This window comes from Butyricimonas sp. Marseille-P3923 (assembly GCF_900184685.1).
In the GTDB taxonomy this organism is placed as follows: Bacteria; Bacteroidota; Bacteroidia; order Bacteroidales; family Marinifilaceae; genus Butyricimonas; species Butyricimonas muris.
On record NZ_FXXL01000006.1, the window covers coordinates 1,293,489 to 1,319,349 of the forward strand.

General features: G+C 41.9%; 16 protein-coding genes. 15 read left to right on the top strand and 1 reads right to left on the bottom strand.

The genetic code is table 11. From position 1 onward, the window contains the following. The first annotated feature begins 325 nt into the window (after nt 1-325). From CS948_RS11075 to CS948_RS11145, 15 genes are all read left to right on the top strand, one after another. The gene (locus CS948_RS11075; RefSeq protein ID WP_176555018.1) at nt 326-1,432 is read left to right on the top strand and encodes an OmpA family protein; all 1,107 of its coding nucleotides are present in this window, start codon (nt 326-328) and stop codon (nt 1,430-1,432) included. A 237-nt stretch (nt 1,433-1,669) separates the two neighbouring features. Further along, nucleotides 1,670-2,230, top strand: coding sequence for an RNA polymerase sigma factor (locus CS948_RS11080; protein ID WP_099291727.1), 561 nt, complete (start codon nt 1,670-1,672; stop codon nt 2,228-2,230). A gap of 63 nt (nt 2,231-2,293) precedes the next feature. Next, nucleotides 2,294-3,481, top strand: coding sequence for a FecR family protein (locus tag CS948_RS11085; RefSeq protein ID WP_099291728.1), 1,188 nt, complete (start codon nt 2,294-2,296; stop codon nt 3,479-3,481). A gap of 141 nt (nt 3,482-3,622) precedes the next feature. After that, nucleotides 3,623-7,243 carry a SusC/RagA family TonB-linked outer membrane protein gene (locus CS948_RS11090; RefSeq protein ID WP_176555019.1) on the top strand — a complete coding sequence of 1,207 codons (3,621 nt, stop codon included), beginning with the start codon at nt 3,623-3,625 and terminating at the stop codon, nt 7,241-7,243. A 17-nt stretch (nt 7,244-7,260) separates the two neighbouring features. Continuing rightward, nucleotides 7,261-8,682 (top strand): RagB/SusD family nutrient uptake outer membrane protein, encoded by a 1,422-nt coding sequence (locus tag CS948_RS11095; protein WP_176555020.1) that lies wholly within the window; start codon nt 7,261-7,263, stop codon nt 8,680-8,682. A 29-nt stretch (nt 8,683-8,711) separates the two neighbouring features. Further along, on the top strand, nt 8,712-9,803 hold the full coding sequence (locus CS948_RS11100) for a hypothetical protein (RefSeq protein WP_099291731.1): 1,092 nt from the start codon (nt 8,712-8,714) through the stop codon (nt 9,801-9,803). A gap of 12 nt (nt 9,804-9,815) precedes the next feature. After that, nucleotides 9,816-11,228 carry a hypothetical protein gene (locus CS948_RS11105; protein WP_099291732.1) on the top strand — a complete coding sequence of 471 codons (1,413 nt, stop codon included), beginning with the start codon at nt 9,816-9,818 and terminating at the stop codon, nt 11,226-11,228. 19 nt (nt 11,229-11,247) lie between these two features. Further along, nucleotides 11,248-14,361, top strand: a complete 3,114-nt coding sequence (locus tag CS948_RS11110) for a M6 family metalloprotease domain-containing protein (RefSeq protein WP_099291733.1) — start codon at nt 11,248-11,250, stop codon at nt 14,359-14,361. Beyond that, a complete protein-coding gene (locus CS948_RS11115; RefSeq protein WP_141560936.1) occupies nt 14,351-14,773 on the top strand; it encodes a hypothetical protein in 423 nt (140 codons plus the stop codon). The genes CS948_RS11110 and CS948_RS11115 overlap by 11 nt, the downstream gene beginning before the upstream one ends. Before the next feature lie 24 nt (nt 14,774-14,797). After that, nucleotides 14,798-16,243, top strand: coding sequence for a BACON domain-containing protein (locus CS948_RS11120; protein ID WP_176555021.1), 1,446 nt, complete (start codon nt 14,798-14,800; stop codon nt 16,241-16,243). A gap of 93 nt (nt 16,244-16,336) precedes the next feature. After that, the gene (locus CS948_RS11125; RefSeq protein WP_099291736.1) at nt 16,337-19,651 is read left to right on the top strand and encodes a SusC/RagA family TonB-linked outer membrane protein; all 3,315 of its coding nucleotides are present in this window, start codon (nt 16,337-16,339) and stop codon (nt 19,649-19,651) included. A 5-nt stretch (nt 19,652-19,656) separates the two neighbouring features. After that, nucleotides 19,657-21,198, top strand: a complete 1,542-nt coding sequence (locus tag CS948_RS11130; protein ID WP_099291737.1) for a RagB/SusD family nutrient uptake outer membrane protein — start codon at nt 19,657-19,659, stop codon at nt 21,196-21,198. Nucleotides 21,199-21,212: 14 nt separating this feature from the next. Continuing rightward, complete coding sequence (locus CS948_RS11135; protein WP_099291738.1) at nt 21,213-21,869, top strand: hypothetical protein; 657 nt, start codon at nt 21,213-21,215, stop codon at nt 21,867-21,869. Nucleotides 21,870-21,903: 34 nt separating this feature from the next. Beyond that, nucleotides 21,904-22,329 carry a hypothetical protein gene (locus CS948_RS11140; RefSeq protein WP_099291739.1) on the top strand — a complete coding sequence of 142 codons (426 nt, stop codon included), beginning with the start codon at nt 21,904-21,906 and terminating at the stop codon, nt 22,327-22,329. After that, entirely contained in the window at nt 22,326-23,435 is a 1,110-nt protein-coding gene (locus tag CS948_RS11145) for a TlpA disulfide reductase family protein (RefSeq protein ID WP_099291740.1), read from the top strand. The genes CS948_RS11140 and CS948_RS11145 overlap by 4 nt, the downstream gene beginning before the upstream one ends. A 54-nt stretch (nt 23,436-23,489) precedes the next feature. On the opposite strand, the gene CS948_RS11150 is transcribed toward CS948_RS11145, so the two are convergent. Continuing rightward, nucleotides 23,490-25,826 (bottom strand): TonB-dependent receptor, encoded by a 2,337-nt coding sequence (locus CS948_RS11150; RefSeq protein WP_099291741.1) that lies wholly within the window; start codon nt 25,824-25,826, stop codon nt 23,490-23,492. Nucleotides 25,827-25,861 lie beyond the last annotated feature (35 nt).

Consider the following 25,861-nt stretch of genomic DNA (forward strand, 5'->3'; position numbering starts at 1 on the left):
TTTAAACATATCGAAAACCTACTGTACTCCTACCTAAGATCTAGGGTAATAAGTACATGGGGATGCTTTAGGCGTCGTCAATCTTCGGGGTTTCTATATGGGAGATAATAGGATGTCCATAGAATGAACGGGGAACGCACGGGGACAGGGTATGATTAGGGTATTATTTGGGTAGGATTGCAGTAGGTTTTCGGTAGGTGTAAAGTCTTTTAGTTGTTTTATTCGCGGTATTGAGAAATGAATGAATTTTATTAATTTTGCGGCGTTTTTTCGAATTTTGTATATGAGGAATGTTACACGAATAGACACTTTAATTATTTTAAAAATGAAAAAGAATTTATTGTTTGCATGTATGTTAATGTTGTGCATCTCCACGTTTGCACAATCTAATCAAGAAAAGAATTTACCCGGTTACAAAACATCTTTTGAAACCAATAATTTTTGGGATAATTGGTTTGTTTCTATGAATTTTGGCGCTCAGACTCTTTATGCAGAAGGTTCTACTGATGCTAAATTCGGGGATAGATTGACTTTTATGCCGGCATTGTCTGTCGGTAAATGGTTTGCACCTTGGTGGGGAGTGAGAGTACAAGGTTTGGGAGGTGCGTTACACGGCTTCCAGAATAACGGGAAAACCATGTTGCACAAGCATTACGGGGCTGTTCACGGGGATTTCATGTTCGGGTTGTTGAATTTCTTCGGTCGATACAACGAGAATCGTTGCTTTGACTTGGTTCCGTTTGCCGGAATCGGTGGTGCGTTCATTGGCAGTGACCAGTCCTTCACGATTAATGCCGGGGTGCAGGCTCGTTTCCGCTTGTGCGAACGTTTTGATTTGAATCTGGAATACTCCGGGATGATTTTAGATGATGACCTTGTGGTTCGCGGAGGATTTCCCAATGATGGAATTATGGGGTTAAGCGTGGGTGTTACCTTTAGATTTAAAAATCGTTCTTTCAAGAAAGCCGTTAGCCACAAACAATACGCGGAGCTTCAGAGTTTGACAAAAGCGCAAGAGGCACAAATTCAGGAATTGTTGAGAAGAGCCCCGGATACCGTGGTGAAAATTGTAAAAGAAGAGGTGCCGACAATGAAGACGGATGTTGAATACAAGGCATTGCCGACGACGATTAATTTCGCTTTCAATAGCTACAAGATTGATGCAACCCAAGAGGTGGGTATTTATAATTTAGCTCAATTTTTGAAAGAGAATCCTGACGTTCGTGTTCGTTTGACCGGTTACGCTGATAAACGCGGAACCCAGAAAGCGAATATGTACATTTCTGAAAAACGCGTAAACGCGGTTGCGGATATGTTTATCGATAAATACGGGATTAACAAGAAACGTGTCGTGAAAGACCATAAAGGTGTTAGCTCCCGTTATGACAAGGATGAATGGAATCGTTGCGTTCTGGTAGAGATAATTAAATAAGATACGATAGTGATTTTAAAGAAGCCCGGCGGATTTGTCCGCCGGGCTTCTTTGTTCGTCTAGCATGGGTATATTCTAACGGGTACAAGCTAACCAGTGCCAAAGGTGTCCACCAGTTTGGCTTCCGTCTGGAAATCCAATATTTTAATATTAAAACATTAGAATGTTAAATTGAGAGATAATTAGAGGAAAAGTGTTCTGCATTCTCTATATTTGCCTCGGAAGAATGTTTTTTGTATGGAGAGTAATAAGAAATTAATCGTGGGAATAAATTGTAAAGCTAAAAAAGCATGGGAAGAGTTTTACAAGACTTATTATGAACCTTTATGTAATCATGTTTATCGTATTTTGCTAAATAAGGAGGTTACAGAGGATATTGTGCAAGAAATATTTTTAAAGATTTGGGATTCTGAGGTCATTTTTGAGAATGAAAAAGCATTGATTAGTTATTTGTATCGGGCAGGAACGAATAATTCGTTAAAATATTTACGGGAGCAGAATACGGAGCAGGAGAGATTGAAAATGTGGTGTGATATGGAACAGGAGATGACCGAGGATGATTTCTCAAGTGTTGTTAGAGAAGAAGTGTTGCGTAAGTTGCGTCATTTAATTGATCAATTACCTGCGGAGCGGCGAAGAATTATATTGATGAGTATGGAAAATATGAGTGGGGAAGAGATTGCCAAGCAATTGGGGGTTACCATTAATACTGTAAAGCAGCAAAAATACAGGGCGTATAAATTTATAAAAGAGCAACTTGGTGATCGTTGGATCATCGCTCTCTATTTTTTCTTGTAATTTTTTTCTTTTTTCCTGTTATGCTTTTTTTCTTTTTTGGATTTTATATACAAAAAAGAATGTATGAAGCGTTGCGGATTTACAGTATTTGAAATTGTAGAGGAAGTTCTTCGGAACTTTTTAAATGAAAATGATGAGAAAAAGAGAGAAGAGTTTCAAAAGCTAATTAATGAACCCGCTTTATTAAATAATGGGAAGGAATTAGCTGATCGTAAACAAGTGGTTGCTTGGTTGAAGGAACCGTCTCGTTTTTCTTCTCAAAAGGCATACAGTGAGTTTAAAGTGTATGTGCGCGGGCAACAGCGTCAAATCTGGAGAAGACGGATAAGATATGTTGCAGCTGTTTTGGTATTGCCATTTTTAGTGGGGGGTATTTATTATTGGCATGTTATTAATTCCGAAAAAGAAGATCAGAACTCGGAGACTCAATTAATACACCCGATTGCTTTTAAAGCATCTATCGAGTTGGATGACGGGAAGCGAGTGTATTTAGGTGCCGAAGAGGGAAAAATAACCTTGAGTGATCAAACAGAAATAATTCGAGATCAAAAACAAGTGGTGTATGCGGCTTCTGATTCGCTAGATGTGCATAAAATGATTTATCATGACCTTTGTGTACCTCGAGGAGGAGAGTATGCGTTGATTTTGTCGGATAGTACTAAGATTTGGATTAATGCGGATTCAAAATTACGATATCCGGTTCAATTTAACGGGAAAGAACGGGAGGTATTTTTACTGGAAGGAGAGGCTTATTTCGAGGTAACCAAAAATAGTGAAAAGCCTTTTTTGGTGCGTACTTCACGGGGAACTGTAAAGGTATTGGGGACGGAATTTAACGTGCGTAATTATAAAGATGAGGGATGTGTGGTAACAACATTAGTCAATGGTTCCGTTCAATTTGGAAGTAATCAAAATCCTGAAAGTAATACCGTTTTGCGTCCCGGGTATCAAATTATAGCCGGTTCTGTTATAGAGGATTGGATTGTTCAAAAAGTGAATTTGAAAGAGTATGTAGGTTGGAAAGAGGGACTATACGTGTTTAATAATATGACATTGGAGGAGTTAATGAGAACGGTGGAACGTAATTATGATGTGACGGTGTTTTTTGCTAGTGAAGAGTGTAAGTTTTTGCGTTTTTCGGGTGATTTGAGAAAATATGATGATGTTCGAAATTTTTTGCGTTACATTGAGATTGGTGGGGATGTTCGGTTTGTTATTAAGGAACGTGTAATTACAATATATAAAAAGTGAAAAAGGGAGCCCTTGGCCCGGATACTCCCTTGTTATTTGTGAATAATTACTTGGAATAATTAAACATTCAAATCTATGAAAAAAAATTGGATTAATAGGCGTGATATACCTATTCGTGTTTTAAAAAAAGCATTTTTGGCTATGAAATTAACTTTCTTATTAACAGTGTTGTTGAATGTAAACGTTTGGGCAACAGTTTTTTCTCAAGAACATAGGGTCTCTCTGCAGTTGCAGAATGTTTCTTTGGAAAAAGTAATCATGGAATTGCGTAAACAAACGGAAATTCGTTTTTTCTATAGTATTGATAAGATTAAAGCTATAGAGAATGTTTCCGTGGATGCGAAAAACGAGACGTTAAAAAGTGTGCTAAGTAGCTTGTTGGTTGGTACGGGACTTACTTATACTCTTTTAGATGATGTCGTGGTAATTAAGGATGAAGGGGAGGTCGTTGCCAAAGATTCGGTACAAGGTACTCTTATTAAAGGAATCGTGAAAGACAAGGAGGGGATTACTTTACCCGGGGTGTCGGTTACGTTAAAGGGAACTTCAGTTGGGGTGGCTACAGACGTGAAAGGTGCATTTGCTTTACAAGTGCCTTCCAAAGACCGGATTGTGTTGGTTTTTTCTTTCGTGGGTATGCAGACGAAAGAGGTGCTTTATAAAGGAGAAAAGTCGTTGGAGATAGTTCTGGAGGAAGAAACACAGAGTATTGACGAGGTGGTCGTTACCGGTTACCAAGTGATTGACAAACGAGAGTTGACAAGCGCTATTTCTACGGTGAAGGCAGAACAGTTGGAGCGGATGGGTGCTTTGACGATCGATCAGATGCTGGAGGGTAAGGCTCCCGGGTTGATGATTATGAATATAAGTGCGCAACCGGGAGCAGCCACGAAGATGAGGGTTCGTGCCGGAGCTACTTTCACGGGAACCCGTGAGCCGTTGTGGGTTATTGACGGGGTTATTTACGAGGATCCTGTTCCTTTGACTCCTGCAGAGATCAATAGTTTGGATAACGTGAATTTGATTGGTAATGCCATCACGGGTTTGAATCCTCAAGATATTGCCCAGATAGATATTTTGAAAGATGCTTCTGCCACGGCTATTTATGGAACTCGAGCAGCGAACGGGGTTATTGTCGTGACCACGAAGCGTGGGAAGAGCGGATCGTTGTCTCTCAATTATAATGGATCGATAAGTGTGGTGGATCGTCCGCGTTATTCGGACCTTAATTTGATGAATTCAAAGGAACGTATTGATGTTTCGAGAGAGATTGCGGAGAGGAATCTGTATTATCCTTCTCAAATTCACCAGTTTGTCGGGTATGAAGGGGTGTTGAAAAAGTATTATTTCCGGGAGATTGATTATGCTCAGTTTCAAAAGGAGGTCGCAAGATTGGAAGCGTTGAACGAAGATTGGTTCGGGGAGCTTTATCGGGTAGCTCTTACGCATGCGCATTCCGTTAATTTATCCGGGGGTAATGAAAAGATGAGGGTTTATGCGGGTTTGAGTTATGATAATCAACGCGGAACGGAGCTCAATGTGGGGTTGTATCGTGTCAGCGGTCGTGTTAACGGGGATTTTAATTTGAGGAAAAACGTGTTGATATCTGTCGGGTTGAGCGGAAGTTCACAAAAAGCAAAATACAATCATTCGGCGTATTCGGCTTTTAACGAGGCGTATAATATGAGCCGGGCGGTACCTGCACGAGAGGAAAATGGCGGTTTGTATTATATTGACCGGATATCTATTCAGAATACCACTGGTGATTATCGTTACGTGAAATACAATATCTTGAATGAACTTGCTAATTCGGGTCGTACGGTGTATAACAGGGATTTTAATGTTCGTGCTTCTGTTGATTGGGAGATTATTCATGGTTTGAAGGTTCGGAGTCAATTTTCTTTCCGAAATACCACTAATTCTTCCGAGGAGTGGATCGGTGGAGATACGTATTATATGTCAATGTGGCGTTCTATCGGTGATGACGCTGACGAGGAGAGTAAAAAGGGTACGGTGGTACCTTTCGGTGGATTGTATTCCAGCGGTATGGTGCTTTCGGAGGCAACTTCCATATTGACACAGATCAACTATAATAAGTCTTTTGGGGAACGGCATTTTTTTAATTTGAATATAGGGCAGGAGGCTTCGTCTACTATTTATAAAGGGGCGGAAGGTTGGATGGCTCCCGGTTATAATCACGAGCAAGGTAGGTCGTTTATAAAGATTCCGACTTTTTTGATGACGGAGATTGATGATTTGAAATATCCTTTCATGCTTCGTTGGTTGGCGGCTGGAGGAGTAGGTGGAGCTTCAGTTTATCCGACCGTTACGGATCGCGTGAGGAACGTGATGTCGATGTTCGCTATTTTTAATTATTCGTTTGAGAACAGGTATATTTTCAATTTTAATATCCGAAGTGACGGTTCCAATCAGTTCGGTCAATATGAACGTTATAAATTCAGACCGGCGTGGTCTACTTCCGTGCGTTGGAATTTGCATAATGAACCTTTTATCAAGAATATGGCGGTGTCGTTTATGGATGAGTTGGCTCTTCGTTTGTCTTATGGTTTCCGGGGGAATCCGCCTTCGGCTTCACCTTATCTGACGATACAGAATTACGGGCAAGGTAATACAGATTTATCACCGGAGTATGTTTCCGAACTGGCATCTTTCCCGAATGCTAATTTGAAATGGGAGCGAACGAAGACTTTGAATATCGGGTTGAATCACTCTTGGTTGGGTGGTCGTATCAGCGGGGCTTTGGATTACGGGTATTCGAAGAGTCTCGATTTGTTGTTGACTCGTCCGGTTTCTTTAGTTAACGGTGCTTCTTCTCAGTTGTATAATGGAGGTTCGAAGGAAGACCATACTTTCGAGTTTAATATTATGACGCAGAATATTAAGACAAAAGATTTCCAATGGAATATGAATTTTAATATCACTCGTGTGAAAGAGAAAATTCTGGATGGTATTAACGAGGATGTAAGTTTCAGTACCGTAGAGAGTTTTTTGAACGGTTCGATTTATATGAAGGGGTTCCCGATAGACGGTTTTTATTCTTATCGTTTCGGGGGATTGGATTCCAATGGTTTGCCGACGTTCGAGGGAATGGTTGGCGATAAGAATCTTACGAACCGGGATGGTTATTGGGATACGAGGACGATATACGCCCAATTACAAAAAGCTCTGGTGTACGAGGGAAGTCGGTTGCCTTTGTTTTACGGGGGATTCGGGACGGAGTTTAAATATAAGAATTTGAGATTATCTGCAAGTTTCACGTACAAGATAGGGCAGAAGGTTCGTTTGTTGGAGATGTATGGTGAGAATCAAACGATGCCGTTGCCGGAGCAGAATATGACGGGCGAGTTTAACAAGAGATGGCGTAAGCCCGGGGATGAGGCTCATACGAATATTCCGGCTTTGTCCAATGAACTTTTGACTCCGTCGTATACTTTTGAAGAAGCCGTGTCTCCGTATGTTCTTCCCTGGCAAAAATCTTACTGGTGGGCTTATGACCGGAGTGATGTACGTACGGCTAAAGGAGATTATATCCGGTGGCAGCTTTTGACATTGAATTACGATTTGCCCGATCGTCATTTGAAACGGTTAGGTATTTCTAATATGCGCTTCGGTTTTCAGGTTCAGAATATCGGTTACTTGACTTTTGATAAGAAGTTGAAGGGGAAGGATCCGGAGCAGGTGAACTCTGTGGGAATGCCGGTGTTACCTTCTTATAATTTTAGCCTTGGTTTTAGTTTTTAATGTATTATATTGAAATTATGAAAACAATTAACCTGTATCTTTTGCTTTTGACAATTATATTGGCTGGGTGTGATGGTTTTCTTGATGAGTCGTCACAGGATCAGATTAGACCCAATAAGGCCGAGCATCTTGCTTCTCTTGTTTTGAATGAATGCACGTTGTCGCATCCTTATTTTTACGGGGCAAGCCACATGACGGATGATATTTCCGAGAATATGCTTACCCCGACGAGTAAAAAAAGGAATTATAAGACCATTTATACTTGGAAGAATGAGATTGAACTTGATGATTACGGTGCGCAGATCGGGACGAATGTGGCGTGGGGAAATTTGTATCGTTCGATCGCTATTTTGAATGATGTGTTGATCAGTTGTGAAGATATTCATGATGACGAGAAGGGGTTGGCTTTCGTGAAAGGTGAAGCTTATTTTTTACGGGCTTTGGCATATTTTGACTTGGTAAATTTGTACGGGTTGCCCTATGATCCGGAAAAGGCTAAAGAACAATTGGGTGTTGCTATTCGTTTGGATCATGGGGTCGAGCAATTTTATTCAAGGAATAGTTTGGAGGAGTGTTATAATTTGATCGAGCGTGATTTGTCGATTGGTAAGACTGAATTGGAGAAGTCTGGGTTGGAGAAGTCGTTGTGGCACCCGTCTGTGAATGCATGTAATTTATTGATGTCGAGAGTGAAGTTATTCCGTCAGGAGTGGCAGGCCGCGGCAGATTACGCTGATTCGGTTACATCGAAAGTCGGAATGACCAAGTTGTTGGATTCTATGAAGTTTGTAGATCAGTCCAATAGCGAGATTATTTATTCTTTCGTGTATGATAGAAGAGTTTTAAGTATCGAAAATATGGAGAATACCGGTTTCGTTGTTAGCGAGAATCTGCTTTCTTGTTATGATCAGGATAATGATATTCGTTTCCGGAGCTTTTTTGTAATGCGGGGTGATTCTCGGCAAAAGTATTATTACCCGAGAAAGTTTGAATCTTATTTCACTTCTCTTGGCGGGTTTAATATGCGAGTTGCCGAGGCATGGCTGAATAAAGCGGAGGCTTGTGTTCGGCTGGGAGATATTAATGGTGCCCGTTTGGCGGTGAAAAGGGTGGTTGATCATCGATACAGACATCCCGCGAATGTAGTTATCCCTTTTGATGATGAGGAACTTCTGCAATTCATATTCGATGAGAGAAGGCGGGAATTTTGTTTTGAAAGTCATTTCCGTTGGTATGATTTAAGGCGGATGGGTGAGGAATACAGACCGGAAATTAAGCATGTATTTACCTATGTTAATGATGATGAGGTGAGAGAGGGACAGGAGAGTTACCGTTTACTCAAGAATGATCCTAATTACGTGTTGCCGATTCCTTTACAGGAACGCGAGAATAATCCGTTGATTATTAATAATGATCGTTTGGAGAAATTGCCTGAATAATCTTTTGACTTTTAATAAAAATTACCGAGATGAATAGGATAAGTATTATTTTAGCTATTAGCGCATTATTGTTTTGTTGTGTCGCTTGTGAGGACGAGGATGGGTTGTCTCCCTCGGGCTTGGATGTTGACCGGGTGCAAGATTTGCTTGATTGGTCAAATCCCGTTGTCAAAAGATATTATGACGATTATGGTGTGGCATTGATGACGGATTTTGATGAAAATCTGGATATAAAGTTTAATTTTTACGAGAGTTGGGCCAATCGTTTCTGGAGAAATATGGAGATCGGGAAGATGGAGCGAAAATCGGAATGCGATTCGGCGATAGCGGTTCTTGATACGGCTGTTTTCCGTTATTTTAAAGATGAACTGGAATTTCAAGGGGAGGTGTATCGTTCTGATTTTAAGAAGAAATATTTTCCGAATAAAATATTGATAACAAATAAGTTGATTGTCGGTACGGATGTGAGCGGTCTGATAATGCAGACGGTGAACAGACCGAGTAAGACGGGGGCAGGTTCTACTTTTTGCCAGAGTAATGATAATGCGATAGTGGTTAATTTGGAGTCCGGTATGTTGAATATTTCACCGGAGAAGTTTGAGCAGGTGACGAAAGCTATTTTGTACGTGATGATTATTTATGCTTTTGAAAAGTATGATTTGTATAGTATGATTCCTGACGCTTTCTATGAATTTAGTAAACCGTATTATGGTAAACGTGTTTATCAAGTTCAGGAGGAACTCGGTGAGGAACAGCACGCTATTTCTCGAATGGAGTGGGTTGAGAATTACCACATGGTTGTTACAAGCGTGGGACCAACGGATAATATGTTCGGTTTTCTTGCCACGTATCCTATTCCTGATGCGAAAAGAGATGTCCGTATTTGTATCGATCATTTGATTAATCCGGAAACGATTGATGGTGCCCGGGTTGAAACGGAAAATGCTCCTTTTGTTTACCAGTTGGATTCGCGATGTTCTATCAAGATGTGGTATATCGCCCAAACGTTGATAAAGTTAGGAATTGATGTTATGGCGATATCTCCGGATCCTAATTTCAGGGAATTTATATCCAACAAGACGCAGGAGGATATTGATGATATAACCAATAATTTGTTTTAAGCCATGATGAGGATGAAAAGTACATATTTATTTATTTTTTTTCTGGTGAGTTTTTTGTTTATAGCTTGTCAGGAAACTCCGGAGTTTCCCGATCCGAAGTTCGATTCGACGGATACGCGAGTTTACGAGGTAAGACGCGACACGGCGGATTTCGTGAATCTGGAATGTTTTATGGATGTGCCGAACGGTATTGACCGGATAGAAATCTTGGAGGGGCGTAGTTATGAGGTTTTAGACGTGTTGGAAGAGTATAAGGGTAAGAAAGAGTTGGATTTTAATTATCAGGTGGATATCAGTGATATCGTGCGCGATTCTTCTCTTGCTTTTATCGTAAAAGTTTATGATTTGAAATATCGTACGTATAATAAGGCTTTTATGGTACGGGTGAAGAAGTTTTCCGTTCCGGAGATTATTTTAGAGGGAGGGGAAACGATTTCGACGGATGTAGATGCTTTTTCTATACGGGCGACTTTGACCACGGGAATGATCCCGATTCGTCAGGTACGTCTTACGGTTGACGGAGAGAAGCAGGAACTTCCGGTCGTGGAAGAAGATATGACCGAGTACGTGTTGAATTATCGTATACCGTTACGTCGTCAAAAAGAGTATTCCGTGCAAATTTTACTGGAGGATGTGGATGGAAGACGAACGACGAAGGTAGTGAAGATTTTTAAAGTTCGGGAGATGGAGAAGCCGGTAAAGATTCTTTGTGGAGGTCGGTTGCCGTATGAGGTACTTTTGGAGTATGATGAGCAAAATCGTATAAGTTTGATTGATATTTTGGAACATTACAAGTTCCAGATTATGTATGAGCAGATCAAGGAAAAGGAGGTGATACGGAGTATCTCTCAAAGCGGTTATGGTTTGGAGAACCCGGATTATATCAGTTATGTTTTTAATTATGACACGACAGGAATATTGCAGAACGTGACCGAGTCGTGGGGATCGGCAGTTACTTACCATGTCGGTCAATGTTTGTACGATAAAGAGAAGTTGAACGGGTTCGTGGCGGGTGCTGTTGTTGTTACCCAGGTCGCGTACGAGGATGTACCCGGAATCGGCGAGATTATGTCGGAGGTTTGGGGAACTGCATTTGCAGCGACATTGGAGAGGGATCGTCTTCGGGCGACAGATTTTCAAACGATGAGAATTCCGACTTATTTGAAACAATTGCCCTATTCTTTGTTTGTTCCTTTTAAGGTGGGTATTTTGTTCCAAGATGTTTTTCTTAGTCCGTACGTGTATTTGAAAATGGTAAAGTATTTGGATGCTTCTGTTGTTGTGAATAATTTTTCTTACAAGACGGATGAAAAGGGGCGTTTGTCTTCTCTGACCAGAACTTCTACTAGTACCGGAAGTGACGGTCGTGCTATTATGTATTATTATCAGTTTGTGTATAAAGACACTGTTTTGCCCGAGAATTAAGTTTTAATAAAATAATAATATGAAAGACAGGATTAGCTGTGTTAAAATCTTTTTGTTGCTTTTATTCTTGGGATGGAATGGAGTGACAATGGGCATACCGGCCCAAAGAGGGGTGTGTCATAAGGTATTGCCGGATGGAACGACTTTATCCATTCGCATGTATGGGGATGAACGATTTCATTACTTGACAACGCTTGACGGTTACGTGATCGCTCAAAAAGAGGACGGTTTTTATTATTACGTTGATTTTTCTTCGACAGGTGCGAGAGTGATTAGTGATATGCGGGCTAATGATCAGGGAAAGCGTGATTCCCGGGAGAATGCTTCTTTGACAAAACGTGCGAAGGGGTTTCCTGCTAGTTTCAAGGCGCGTGCAAAGATGCGATACGCGGAACGGGAACAAAAGGATGTTCAAAAAGTTTTTGTAGCCAAGGGAAGCCCGAAGGCTTTGGTGGTGTTGGTCGAGTTTGAGGATGTTAAGTTTGCAACGCCTTCTCCTCAACAAGCCTTTAATGACCTGCTTAATCTGAGGGGATATAGTGCTAATGGGGCCACGGGGAGCGCACGTGATTATTATCGGGATAATTCATACGGGCAGTTCGATCCTGAATTTGTGGTTGTGGGACCCTATAATTTAGGCAAGCCAATGGCGTATTACGGAAAGAACGATGATTATGGCAATGATGTGCGTATGGTGGATTTTGTTAAGGATGCCTGTCAGAAAGTTGTGGATAACGGGGGGGCGTTGAGACAATTTGATACCGATGGAGATGGGGTGTTGGATAATGTTTTTATTTATTATGCCGGTTTTAATGAAGCGGAACACGGACCGGCAGAGTCGATTTGGCCTCATCGTGCTTCTCTCGCTTTGCATAATTATACTGTGGATGGGATGAAGTTGGCTGATTACGCGTGTACTTCAGAGCTTCGCGGAAATACAGGAAATAGAATGGCGGGCATCGGGACATTCTGTCATGAATTTGGTCATGTCGTAGGTTTGATGGATGCTTATGATACGGATTACGGTGAAAATGGAGAGGGAGCAGGTTTGTTCGAACTTTCTTTGATGTCATCGGGGAATTATAATAATGACGGGTGTACTCCCCCGTGTCTTACTGCCATTGAGCGTGTGATGGCTGGGTGGTTGGAACCGGAGGAGTTGACTCGAGCCGGTAGTTATAATCTGCTTCCGATCAGTGAGAATAAAGCTTATTTTTATACGACAGATGTGGAAGGGGAGATTTTTATGTTGGAATGTCGCGAACAAAAAGGATGGGATGCATTTATTAGAGGTGCGGGGTTATTGATTTACCAAATCGATCGTTCGAATAATTGGGTGAATGGTGTTAAGGCGAAAGATCGCTGGCTTCAGAATACGATTAATTGTATTAAGGCGCATCCGTGTATGAGAATTATTCCGGCGAATGGCGTTGAGGCAGGTGGTTTTAGTAGTTCGGGCATGTTTTATCCCGGTTCGTTGAATAAGACGCAAGTGCAGCCGAAACCTTGGTCCGGTATAGAGTTGGGGAAGGGATTGTCTAATATCAGTCAACGTGGGAGTGAGCTTTCATTTGATTTTTATTTAGCGGAATCGGTTGGGATGACAGGTGTGGTTACGAATATGAAGGGAGAGCCGCAGTCGGGGGTTCGTGTTACACTGAAAGCTGTGGAAGAGGTGGTAGCTAAGAGTGTTGTTCCTTTTATTGAATATGCCAGAAGCGCACGAAGTGAGAGTATTGAGACAATCACGGATTCTCGCGGAAATTATACTTTTAAGGATATACCCGCGGGAAAATATGTTGTTGAAGCGGAGAAAGAGGGGTTTGCTCGTTTTAGTACGGTGAAAGATATAATATTGACCGATAATCGTTTAGATATACAACTTCAAACACCTGCGGAGGAGCGTGCTATGAAGTTGTCCCAGAATAAGGATGAAGAGATTATGGGTTCGATACGTAATATTTCGGGAGCGGGTCCGCTTTACGTGGCGCACAACTGGACAGTGGAGGAATTGAGGGATTATGAAAATTGCAGTTTGAAGTGGGTGGATATGGATGTGTCGAAGGCCGCCGGTTTGGAACTGAAGGTATGGCTCGATGATGCTTGCGTGTTGACCAAGTCGTTGGATAATTTTGTTTACGGAAGGTTGAATCGGATTTACCTGGGAGATGATGCCGTTATGATTCCTGCTGGTAAAACTTTAAAGATTGGTGTACGTGCCACGGGTGAAACGAACGAGATCGAGATCCCGATTACCGCTTCCCGTATTTCTGGGGGAGGAGTGATGAGTTCTAATGGAACGTCATGGGAAAAGCAGGAGATGTGTATGATTTTGTCTGCTTGGTTGTTGGAAACGGTGTGGTCAACAGGAGTGGAGTTGGATCAGAAGGAGGTGACCGTGGGAATTTTGGATACTGTGAGATTGAGTGCGAAAGTTCTTCCGGAGGACGTAACTAATAAGGCTATCGTGTGGAGTAGTTCGGATAATCAGATTGTTAAAGTCACGGATAAAGGGGAAGTTATCGGGTTGACCGAGGGGGTGGCTACGGTTACGGCAGCTGCGGCAGACGGGAAAAGCAAGATAACATGTAACGTGACTGTTGTGCAGGATATTGTTCAATTAAAAGATTTCATGATCGGACAGCGGGAAGTGCGGTTGGTATGGAATGATGATAAAGAGGTGTTGAATTGGAAAATCAGGTATAAACAGCAGAAAGATAATAATTTCCGTGTTCTTGAATCGGATACGACGTTCTGTATTATCAATCAATTGTTGCCGGGTACGGCGTACGACGTGGAGATTGTGGTTCAATCGGGGGATGTTGAAACCGGAGCGTTGGTGAGCAGAAGTTTTACCACGGAGAAGATTCAAGAGGAGGTGGCTTCTCTAGCAGGCATTCGGACGGATTGGCGTGAAGGAGATTTGTATTGGCCGGTAGTGACTAATATTCAAAAGGATGTACGTCGGATCGTGTGGAAGTTGGACGGGAAAACTTTTGTGCCTACCCGGGATTTAGTATTGCCTGCCGGTTCGCATGTTTTGAGAGCGGAGGTGACGACGACTGATGGTGTGACGGAAATTCTGGTTCGTAAAATAAATGTTCAATCTAAAGCGAAGAAAGATGTTAAATAAAGTTGTATGTCCATTATTGCTAATGTGTTGTTTGCTCGGTTGTAAAGATGATGAGGTAGAGACGATGGGAGATAATGCCAAGCGTGAAAAGTTTTTACAACAGACGGTGAGTGGCGTTTATGATGGTGATGTTCCTTTGTTGATGTTCGATGAAACTAATCATCAAATGGCTTTTACGGAGGATCAAAGGGTTTGGCGAATCCAAACGGATAGTCAGGATAAATATGTTCACTGTGAATTGGCGGAAGCTCCGGTGGCGGAGGCTAAGGTGGTGATGAGCGTGAAAGCTAAAGGGGTGAATGACGTGCTTGCCGGAGAACAGGAAGGGGTAGTGTTGAAAAAGGAAAATAATAAATGCTGGCTCTGGTCGACTGCTACCGGAGTCGGTTATTTGATGCAAAATAATGAATAATTGTTGAATTAAAATCTGATGATTATGAAAAAGAATCTGATGTTAATGCTTGTGTTAAGCATTTGGGGAATGTTGTGTTCTTGTAGTGATAGTGACAAAGACCCCTCGGAAGTACCTCTTACGGTGAGTCCGTCTAAAGTGGAGTTTAGCGCTCAAGGAGGAAGTAGGGAGCTTGCCGTGGTTACGACTGCCGAGGCGTGGACGGCTTCTTCCGACGCGGAATGGTGTAAGCTCGAGCAGGCAGGCGATAAGTTGAAACTCACGGTGGAGTCCCACAACGAGGTGGAGTTACGGGCGGCTAAGGTGACTGTTAAAGCGGAGTATGCTGTAGACCAAATTGTGGAAGTGCGTCAATCTGCAGCGGCAGAAGCTACTTTGGAGTTGTCTGCCGATGTTTTAGAATTCAAGGCTAAGACTGCGGAAACGAAGACGATAACTATTGAAACGAATCAGGCAGACGTGAAAATAGACACGAAAGATATGGAATCGTGGTGTCATGTTACACTTGCCGAGGATAAAACTTCATTGAGCGTGACACTTGATTTGAATTCTGAAGCGGCTCGTGAAACGACCTTTAAGGTGATTGCAGGTACGGAATCAAATAATGCAGAAGCCGAGGTAACGGTAAAACAAGCGGATGGTTCTATACAGATCGAGTTGTCGTCTACGGAAATAGAATTGAATTCTCTTGGATACCGGATGCTTGTGACTGCTAACCTTGATGTTAAGCAATTGCAACTTACGTCTAATGCTGATTGGTGTAAAGTTGAGGCCACGGATAACGGTATTGTTATTTCTGCCCCGACGAATTTCGATCAAGATGAGCGGAATGCTGTAGTGACGGTTTCTGACGGGAAGGAAACGAGCGTGGAAGTAAAAGTAGTGCAAACCGGAGAAAAGTTAGAAACGGGTAGCATCTTTAATTACAATGGACAAGAAGTGGGAGTCGTGATCCAAAATGAAAATGGTCAAATTGACGTTTGGGCGTTAGAAGAAAAGGAAGGATTGGTATGGAGTACGGAAAATAAGGCAATATCGGATCTATTTTATATGGAGTCGGCTCAAAATATGATTAAAAAAGTTAAGCAAGAGGAAAATTGGCAGGCAAAATATCCCGTATTTGCCTATTGTGCTGAAATGGATGAGAAAACCGGCATGGAGGGGTGGTGTTTGCCTGAGACTGATATGAACTCTAAGTCTCCATATCATAAAATAATAGCTAATATAAAACAATTAGATGCAGTTCTGGAACAGTTTGGACAAGGAGGGTATTTAAATAGTAGTTTTAATCGTAAATACTATGCAAAATATTGGACTTGTTCAGAAGATCAAAACAGTTCTGCAAATGCCTATATTTGCCAATATGGTGAATCAAAAAACTGTCGCGTGTGGGGTAAAGGCGAATCGAACAGCAAAAATGGGAATTTCCCAACTGTACTAACTCGTTGCGTTTGGTCGTATAAGTATTAATAATGGTGTTTTTATGAAGGTGTGTTTAGAAGGGAATGGACTTTTAACACACCTTCGCTTTTTCTTTTTCAGTGTAGAATATTAAAATGGAGTATGAGTAAAAACTATGATTCCTTTTCAAGAGGAAGAGGTTGCGTTATGTTTCTTCTTTTCTTCTTGATACTCCCCGGTTGGGGGGTGTTGAATGCCACGACGATTCCTAAAATAATTCATACAGAGTCGCAACAGGTTAAGGATTCTCTGATTCATGGAGTGGTTGTCGATGAAAAGAATGTTCCCATGCCGGGAGTGACCGTGCGAGTGGAGGGAACAAAAGTGGGTACTGCTACGGATAATAAAGGTGAATTTAAGCTACGGTTACCGGGGAAAGGTGGAGTCTTGATATTTACGTTTATAGGGTTTAAAGAAAAGAAAGTTGCTTATAAAGCGGGGGCACCTCGTATGGTGGTGGTGCTTGAAGAAGATGTCGAAAGTATAGATGAAGTTGTTGTTGTGGGATACGGAACAACAACTCGTCGTAAAGCGACCGGGGCGGTTTCCGTTATTAAAGCAGAGGAACTTGAGGGAATACCTACTTCTAATATAGCTAATCTTTTGCAAGGGCGGGTTGCCGGTATGGATGTTACCAATATGTCGGGAGCTCCCGGAAGCGGGGGAACGGCTATTACTATCCGGGGGTACAATTCGTTGGATGTTGAACAGGGACGGCGCTTTTCCAACCCGTTGTGGGTTGTTGACGGGGTCCCGTTGAATTCTTTTACTTCTCCGGTCACGGGTACAAATTTATTGTCGGATTTGAATCCGGATATGATAGAGTCTATCCAAATTCTTAAGGATGCGTCTTCTGCGGCTATTTATGGTTCTCGTGCTGCTAACGGGGTTATCATCGTGACCACGAAGAAGGGAAGTAAGAACCAAAAGGCTACTTTTTCAGTCAATGCCTCCCAGACTTGGAGTATTTTACCCCAGTTGCCCACGGTTACCATCGGGAGTGCCGAGCGTCGTTTCCGGCTGGAACAACAAAGACGGTCGATGGTGGCTTATCGGGATCCAGAAACGGGACGATATAAATATCCGACTTCTTGGAAAGAGGTATATGAAGTGGGTGGTGATGCAAAATTAGACGGTTTTTGGGAGCCGCATAGGAATTTAATTGCCAAGAAAGGAAATATTTATCAAGATAGTTTGAATGCTTTTTACGCTCATTCAACTAATTTCTTCCCGATGTATTATCGCACGGGGAGAGTGACGAATGCCAATATTCAGGCTTACGGGGGACAAGAGAGAATGACTTATGGTATCGGTCTCGGGTATTATGATGAAGAAGGTATTGTGAAGGGAACCGGGTATAATCGTATCGATTTGAATTCGCAGATGAATGTTACTCCCGTGGAACGTTTTAATGTTGATTTGCGTTTCAACGCTTCTCTTGCCGGTCGTATGCGGGGAGTTCGGTCCGGGCAATTGACCTCCGTGCAGAACGTGGAAACGGTACCGGGAGATCCTTACCAGTTAAATACTTTCTTGCCGGGAGAAGGAACTGTCGTTTGGGATGAGATTATTAATCAATATCAAGGGATTCATGAACGGAATCGGTCTGTACGTTTGCGTTCTAATTTTAAACTCGGTTTGGATTTGATCGAGGGATTGAATATTTCGGCTTCACTTGCCGCGGATTATTCAATTGAAAGAAGAAATTATTTTGCGCCCGCTTCGTTGGACGTGAACGGGTGGTCGAACAGTTTGGGAGAAACGGGAATTAATCTAATGGTATTAAATGAGAACTTGATTTCTTATAATAAGATAATTGGAGAGAGTCATTCGATTTCTGCTATCGGTGGTTTTTCTTATCAATATGACCAGATAGAGTACAACGGGGGATATGCCCGGAATTCTCCCAGTGATAAGATCGAGTATGCGCCCGGTGGACTACCCGGTTTAACGATTTTGGGAAGTGGTGATTTTCAACAAACTGTTGCGTTGAAGAATTATATTTCGGACATGGAGGAGAAAACATTACTTTCGTGGTTTGCCCGTTTGGAGTATAATTATTTGCAGAAGTATTTTTTATCAGCTTCCATACGGAGGGATGGTTCGTCAACTTTCGGGAAAAATAACAAGTGGGGGACGTTTCCTGCTATTGCCGCGGGTTGGACTTTCACGGAGGAAAATTTTATGGAGTCGTTCAAAAATTGGTTCAATTTTGGAAAGCTTCGGGTGAGTTGGGGGATGTCCGGTATGCATTTTTATCAGAATTATCTGGCGTTGGGAATTATGGCCGTGGATAATTCTTCTTATTTGGGTAATCCTGTTATTACTCCGGTGTGGAATGACGGGTTGTATAATCAAGATCTATCGTGGGAGAAAACGTCCCAGTATGATTTCGGGCTTGATTTGAATTTTTTGAATTATCGACTTGGTGTTACGTTAGATTACTATTACCGGTATACAGAAGATTTGCTAATGCCTGTGCCCCTGCCGGGAAATTATAACGGTTTTCAGAATCAATGGAGGAATACTGCCGCAATTTCTAATGAAGGTATAGAGTTGATGGTGGAGTACAAGTTCTTTGATCGTCCCGATTTTTTGTGGCGTATGTCGGTTAACGGGGCAAGGAACTGGAATCGTTTTGAGAAGTCATACGATGGTCATGATTTGGATAATAAGATTATAGGTAAGCCTCTTAATCAGATGCGCGTGTTGAGAACGGAAGGGTTTATTAATGATCAGGCGGAAGTTCCTGTTAGTTGGAAAACAGATGGTTCAAACGGACCGATGAACGTGGGTTCGGGATATATGCAACCGGGAGATTACAAAATCGTGGATGCGAGTGGCGACGGTCATATAGATGGTAATGATTTGGTATATATCGGAAGTGCTTTGCCCTCTATATCCGGGGGAATTGTCAACGAGTTGAAATGGAAGGGATTTGATGTTAATATGTTATTAAGTTATCAGTTGGGAAGGCATATTTTGTATCCGTATGCAGTACAGTCTATTATGATGAATAATGATTACTACGCTTTGGTTTTCGATTTGGAAAAAACTACTTTCTGGGAAAAAAACGGGGATCGTGCCGATTATGCTAGATTGCAACCGGGAATTCTTGATAATCATGTGTATGATTATTTGTTAGATAGAAATGTTTCCAAGGTGAATTGGTTGAAATTGAAAACATTGACTGTTGGCTATACTCTTCCTTCTCGGTGGACGAGATGTTGGTTTATCGATCAATTGAGGTTTTTTGTTAGTGGAGAAAATTTGTTGACTTGGACGAATTATATCGGTATGGATCCCGAAACTGTCGATATTACCACGGGTATTGACGGGGTGCTTACAGGAAATGGAATACAAGGTTCTTATCCCTTGGCGAGGAAGTTTACCATAGGTGTTACGTTTAAATTTTAGTGAGGATGAGAAAACTTAGTTTTATTATAGGTTTGGGTATTTTGTTCGGTTGTTGGGCATGTAATGACATTCTGGATATGGATCCGGAAAATTCGGTTACTTTTTCGAATGCGATGCAAACAGAACGAGAGATCGAGGTCGGTTTGGGAACAATAGAAAAGAAAATTCGGGATTATTCGCAAGATAACCAGCGGATTAAACCTGCTCGGGCCGGACGTTTTGCTTCCAATATTTGGGGTAATAGTGAACAAACTCTTGATCAACCGTATACTTACGCTTTGTGTGATTGGGGTAATATTTATCAGATTATTGCTTCGGCTAATATTGTTTTGCCTTATATCGATCAGGTAAAAATGACTCGAGAGCGAAGGAATTTTTACAAGGGTCAAGTATATTTTTTCAAGGCATTTTGTTATTACGAATTGATTCGCAGATGGGGTGATTGTCCTTATATCGGAACTCAGGTCGAGCTTGAGCCGATTGCCAAGTCTCCTTGGACAACGATTGCGGATTCCGCGATATACATGGCGCAGATGGCTGCGGATTTGTTACCGGAATTATCGCAGGCGACAAAATGTGATGGAGGCGGGATATCGTATAAGTCGACTCCAGTCAGAGGGGCTGCCAATACGTTGTTGGCGCATCTTTGCGCGTGGAAAGCGGGATGTAAGTATTTGGCTTCACGGGATGAGAATGATTACGATGAAGACGAGTTATGGCAAAGAGCGGAAACCGCTTGTACCGATGTTATTTGGTCGGAAGAGTACGAGTTAGCTGCTACACCGGAAGAAGTCTGCACGCGGGTGTTGGTTGATGGAGGGAAAGAAGCGATTTTCGTGAGTGTTTTCCGGAATTTCTGGAATGAGGTAGGTTCTAATCCTTTTAACGTGTATGCCACGATTTACACGACTTATCCGGTGAAACCGATGGTTGGTCCCGGTGAAAATAGAGGTTGGGATGCTGTAAGTTATCAGGATGTAAAAGCAATGTACCCGGGGAAAGATCAACGACGGAATGCGTATTTTTATAAGCCGGATTCCATGAACGTGCAGGTGGTCAGTGAAGGCGGTACGCCTTTGTATCGGGATGCGTTTTTATATAAATGGAGAAAATGTGTGTTGGAGACAGCGGGGAATGATAAGGGGAAGTTCATCACGTTTGATCAAAATATGATTTGGTGGCGGTTGGCGGATGTGATTTTATTGCGTGCGGAATGCAGATGCCGTTTAGGTAATAAGAAAGGCGCGATCGATGATTTGAATACGGTACGTCGGCGTGCGGGAGCTGCTGATTACAAAAATACCGAGTATAACGGAGATTTGCAGCGTGCTATATTCAAGGAGCGGGAGAAAGAGTTGCTGTTGGAAGGTGAGCGTTATTTCGATATTATGCGCAATAATTATCGAAAACTTGATTTGAGGGGAAATTTTGTCACCTTGGATGATCAGGATTTTGTTGACGGTGCGTTCTGGAATGCTGTCGGTTCGGCGGCTTTTGCGAGGAATACATTGATGAGACAGAATACGTTTTGGTTGAAAAAAATGTAGAATTATAAAGGTGTATGAAAACGATGTTGAGATATATTGCAATATGTATTTTGAGTGTCTGTTGTTTTGCTTGCACGAAACAGGATGTTATAGACACGGGTATTTCTTCTCCTTATTACGAGGGGTCGGTTATGGATTATCTTCGGGGAGATCATTACAATTTTGGTATGACGGTCGAGATGATCGAGCGTGCCGGACTTGTTGATTTGTTCGAGGGAATGGATGCGGATTGTCCGGAAATTACTTTTCTGGCGTTTAAGACACATACGGTTTATCTTTATTTGTTGCGAAACGATTTGGATAGTGTGCCTCAACTTAGTTCTACATTTTGTAGAAACGTGGTTATGCATCATGTGATCCGGGGAAAGCATCTTAAACAAGAGATGGGATACCGGAATCCCGAGGTTAATTTCACTGATGGGGAGTTACCCGCGGAGGAAATCGGCGGTAGTGTGTTTACGATGTTGGATGGAGGGGAAGTGTTGATTTACCGGGAGAAGACGGATTACGGGGGCATACCGGATATGGGACCCGAGTTTATGTATAGCTATTCTTTGACGGATAAGAAGTATTGGCCTGTTGCTACTCCTGATATCCAGCCTGTCAATGGGGTTATTCACGCTCTCACGGAGTATTATCGTTGGGATTATAAAATGGCGGAATGGCAGTAAGTAATATGATGGATGAATGTAAAAATTAGATAATATGAGAAAATTATTAGGAATAGTTCTGTTATTACTTGTCTACTGGGGATGTCAGGATATTACGGTAGGTTATCTGGATGTAAAAAATGCGGCATACAATCCGGATTCTCTAGTCGTACGTATTCATTTGGACTCCACGGGTATAGATGCACAACGTGTTAAAACGGGACAGCCTTGGATGAGTTACCAGATAGAAGGCGTGGAAGGTACGAGACCGATTTTTTTTAGTGTTCGGGATGTTGTGGCTTTTGATGGTGATAAAGATAGCATGTTGAAATGGTTGTCTGTTAGAAATGATGGAACATTTATGATTCCGTTAGAACATCAAATTGCTCCCGGACGCTACCTCATCTCTCTTGATTTTGAAAACGAAGGATATAAAAAGTTTAAAGATGCGGTGTTTACTGTAATTGTAAAAGAAAAATGATGAAATTGAAACAGATTATTGCGTGTTTGATTTTCGGTTCGCTTGTTGTTTTAATGGCTGTTCAGCAGAAGCCGGGGTTTGTTATTGAAGGTTATGTTGATACTCCCAAAGAGGGAACGATGTTACTTATTACTTTGAACGCCAGTGATACTTTTGCGAGGGCTCCTATCGTGGACGGTCGTTTCCGGCTCACGGGATCCGTTGATTCCATTATCGAGGCAGCGTTAATTCCTGAAGGGTGTACGATGGGAGCTTTACCGCTTTTCCTTGAAAATAGCGAAAATAAATTTGAAGCTTATTATAATCGGACGAATGATATTTTTTCCAGTAAGGTCACGGGAGGAAGTATCCAAGATATTGCGGCTAAATTCTTAAGCCTTTCTTTGGGTTTTAGAATTAAAATGGATGCGGTAGCCAAGGATATTCAGCGGGCTCAACAGGATGGAAAGCAAGAAGATCTAGAGCGTGCCGCTCGTCGTTACGGGCAATTGAAAGTTCAAGCGCGACGGGGTGAGGACTCTTTGTTGAATGTGTATAAAGATACTTATGTCGCGGCTTATTTGTTGTTTACCAGAAGCAGGCATGATCTCGATTTGTTGAAGGCGGAAAGTCGGGTGTTGGGACCAAACGCTTGGAACACGACTTACGGTAAATATATCAAGTCGATGTTGACGCAATACGAGAAGTTGAAAGTTGGGGAAACGGCACCTGATTTTTTCGCGTACACACCTGATGGAGAATCGGTATCTTTGTATGATGTTAAAGGTAAGGTGAAGTTGTTGTATTTCTGGGCTTCTTGGAGTGGAGATTGTCAGAAAGAAGGTTCGAAATTACTAAAACTTTATGATGAATTTCATGACAAAGGATTGGAGATTGTCGGTTTTTCCATGGATCTTAGCGAGAAAAGGTGGTTGGGGGCTTTAGAACGGGAACAATATCCTTGGATTCAGTTGATTGATAAGAAGAATCAGGGTAAGGCTTCAGATTTGTATGTAGTTACATCAGTTCCGAATATATTGCTTTTGGATGAGGATAATAAAATTGTAGGGCGGAATTTGCAGGATGAAGTTCTTCAGGCGGAATTGGAAAAAAGATTAGGAAAATAATAGTTGTAAGTAGAGTTCCCGGGAAGTGAAACGGGAACTCTACTAGTATAAAATCTAAAATTCTATTTTATAACTAATATTCGGTATTATATTCGCTTCTCTTTCAGCCTCCACCTGACGCGTGATATAATTATACCTATGCCCGTAATAATCCTTGTATCTGGTAATATTCAGTACTTTGGCCGCAACCTCATGTGACACTTTTTTCTTGTTTATTTTATAACTTATTGTGAGATGTCCCAGTAAAACCGGGGCTAATTGTTTAGAATAAGGTTTACTCTCGTCATGAATTGCGTCTTGTTGTTTTAAAGAAACGATTTCATTAATCGGGGAATACCTGTCACCACCTTGAAATGTTGCTCTGGCATTTATCCCCAGTATATTCTGATGATTTTCACCTAGCATCCATTCTTTCCCCGCGAGTAAATTGAGTGCGAAATTACGATTGTAACGGGTATTATACCATTTGTCCCTTGTTGTTTTGTACCGGGAATTGAATATGGAAGCTGTTATCATGTAATAATCTCCGCGTGACATATATTTCTCGAATGTGATATCAATCCCGTAATTAAGCCCTTTCCCCGTGTTAATAAGTCTTTCCGACAGAAACCAATCATCATTGCCTTGTAAATTAATAAAAGAGTAGGTGCTGTCGGGCAAAACCGGAACATCATATAGATATTGTATATAAGGTTCAATTTTTAAATGTTTATTTTCTCCAATATTCCAATCATAACCTAAAGACAAATGATGCGCTTTCGTGAAATCAAGGTCTTTATTTATTTTTTCCCCTTCTTTTTCCGTGAAATAATAATTCAGCATTTCCAAACGGCTGTGCATGCCATAAGCCAAAGAGTATGCTTGGTTGGGCATAAATTGACATTTCAGGCTCACCCGCGGTTCAATCGTGTAATTCCCGTTGAGGGTAAAATATTGTGCGTTTATCCCGACATTCACGCTCCATTGGTTTGTAAACCGGAATGTGGAAGAGGAATAAGCGGTAAGCAAAGAACTGAATCCCGACTCATCAGTTAAAGTTTGTAATTCTCCTCTTGTTTTTTGTGCGTCTTGCATGGACATGTCATATTTCAACCCGGTAATTCTGAAACCTGTTTTATTTGTATGATGTTCACTGTATCGCTTTTGGAACGCGGAGGAAAGCACGAAGTTCCAGTTGGTGTTTTTTATGACGTTTTTCGGTACAAGTAACACATGTTCATTCATTCGTTCCGTGTGCATATCCAACCCGCTAACGGTCAACGCTATTGTTGTTTTCAAGAAAGATGTCTTGTCAATATTTATCTTGTGATTGACTCCCAATGCCCCGGCGTATTGTTTCACGTCTTGATTTTCCATATCCTGCTCGTATTGCCATTTGCTTTTATCTTTCTCCGCTATGGTACCCGAGTGGTCAATTAATCCCATTCCCCACGCGGAAAAAATTCCGGCCTTACGGGTTGGGAAAAATAATTTGAATGACAGGTCTTGATAGTCCGTGCCGTCCGCATCTTCCGGTTGCAACGGTGATAATAATGCCAGCGTGGAATAACGGTAATTAAAGAGATAGGAACCGTCGTATCCTTTCGTGAAAGGTCCCTCGGATGCAGCCTCGATACCGAGAAAACTGATTTGTGCAGTATGTTCATGTCGTGTGTTATTGCCATTTCTAAGATACATGTCAAAAACACCCGATAGGGCGTTGTTGTATTCGGCAGGAAAAGCCCCGGTAAAAAAATCGGAGTTCCCGAGAACCAGACTACTTAGAGCTGTCAAGCCACCACCGCCGAAACTCGTGACGTCTGCAAAATGGTTCGGGTTGGGTATCTCGACATCTTCCATGCGCCATTGTAGAAACTTGGGTGCGTTTCCCCGTATCGCGATGCCATTATTTCCCACGTTTGCCGTTACTCCCGCGAACGAGGATACCAGACGTGCCGGGTCATCCATCCCGCCCGCGTAACGGCTTGCTTCTTCCACGCTCAGCATACGCCCGCCCGCTATAGCCATGCTGTTAAGAGGTTGTGTTTTATTGATGCTCGGTTTGACTGTTATTTCGCCCAATTCCATTAAAGTTTCCTGCAAACGGATGTCAAGAATTATTTCTTTGGAAGAACTGACAAGAATCTCTTTCACGGTAACGGTTTCATACCCTAGACAACGTACTTCTATATTATGTCTTCCCACCGGTACGTTCGGCAAAGAAAATCGGCCTGCCGTATCCGTGGTGGCACCGATGACGGGAGTAATATTAAGCAACATGACAGTCGCGTAAGGAACAGGAGTGCCACTATTTTTTTCGGTGACAGTTCCTTTGACGGTCTGGTATGATTGCCCGTGCGAGAAATTGAAAAATAGAGTATTCAGCAGAATAACAATACAAATTTTCTTCATGGCTTCAATTGCATTAAATTGTTTTTAAGAATTTT

Coding starts and splice junctions, on each gene's coding strand:
- CS948_RS11135 (WP_099291738.1), top strand. CDS start 21,213: ATGAAAACGATGTTGAGATATATTGCAATATGTATTTTGAGTGTCTGT.
- CS948_RS11100 (WP_099291731.1), top strand. CDS start 8,712: ATGAATAGGATAAGTATTATTTTAGCTATTAGCGCATTATTGTTTTGT.
- CS948_RS11120 (WP_176555021.1), top strand. CDS start 14,798: ATGAAAAAGAATCTGATGTTAATGCTTGTGTTAAGCATTTGGGGAATG.
- CS948_RS11090 (WP_176555019.1), top strand. CDS start 3,623: ATGAAATTAACTTTCTTATTAACAGTGTTGTTGAATGTAAACGTTTGG.
- CS948_RS11075 (WP_176555018.1), top strand. CDS start 326: ATGAAAAAGAATTTATTGTTTGCATGTATGTTAATGTTGTGCATCTCC.
- CS948_RS11115 (WP_141560936.1), top strand. CDS start 14,351: ATGTTAAATAAAGTTGTATGTCCATTATTGCTAATGTGTTGTTTGCTC.
- CS948_RS11145 (WP_099291740.1), top strand. CDS start 22,326: ATGATGAAATTGAAACAGATTATTGCGTGTTTGATTTTCGGTTCGCTT.
- CS948_RS11150 (WP_099291741.1), bottom strand. CDS start 25,826: ATGAAGAAAATTTGTATTGTTATTCTGCTGAATACTCTATTTTTCAAT.
- CS948_RS11085 (WP_099291728.1), top strand. CDS start 2,294: ATGAAGCGTTGCGGATTTACAGTATTTGAAATTGTAGAGGAAGTTCTT.
- CS948_RS11095 (WP_176555020.1), top strand. CDS start 7,261: ATGAAAACAATTAACCTGTATCTTTTGCTTTTGACAATTATATTGGCT.
- CS948_RS11105 (WP_099291732.1), top strand. CDS start 9,816: ATGAAAAGTACATATTTATTTATTTTTTTTCTGGTGAGTTTTTTGTTT.
- CS948_RS11130 (WP_099291737.1), top strand. CDS start 19,657: ATGAGAAAACTTAGTTTTATTATAGGTTTGGGTATTTTGTTCGGTTGT.
- CS948_RS11125 (WP_099291736.1), top strand. CDS start 16,337: ATGAGTAAAAACTATGATTCCTTTTCAAGAGGAAGAGGTTGCGTTATG.
- CS948_RS11110 (WP_099291733.1), top strand. CDS start 11,248: ATGAAAGACAGGATTAGCTGTGTTAAAATCTTTTTGTTGCTTTTATTC.
- CS948_RS11140 (WP_099291739.1), top strand. CDS start 21,904: ATGAGAAAATTATTAGGAATAGTTCTGTTATTACTTGTCTACTGGGGA.
- CS948_RS11080 (WP_099291727.1), top strand. CDS start 1,670: ATGGAGAGTAATAAGAAATTAATCGTGGGAATAAATTGTAAAGCTAAA.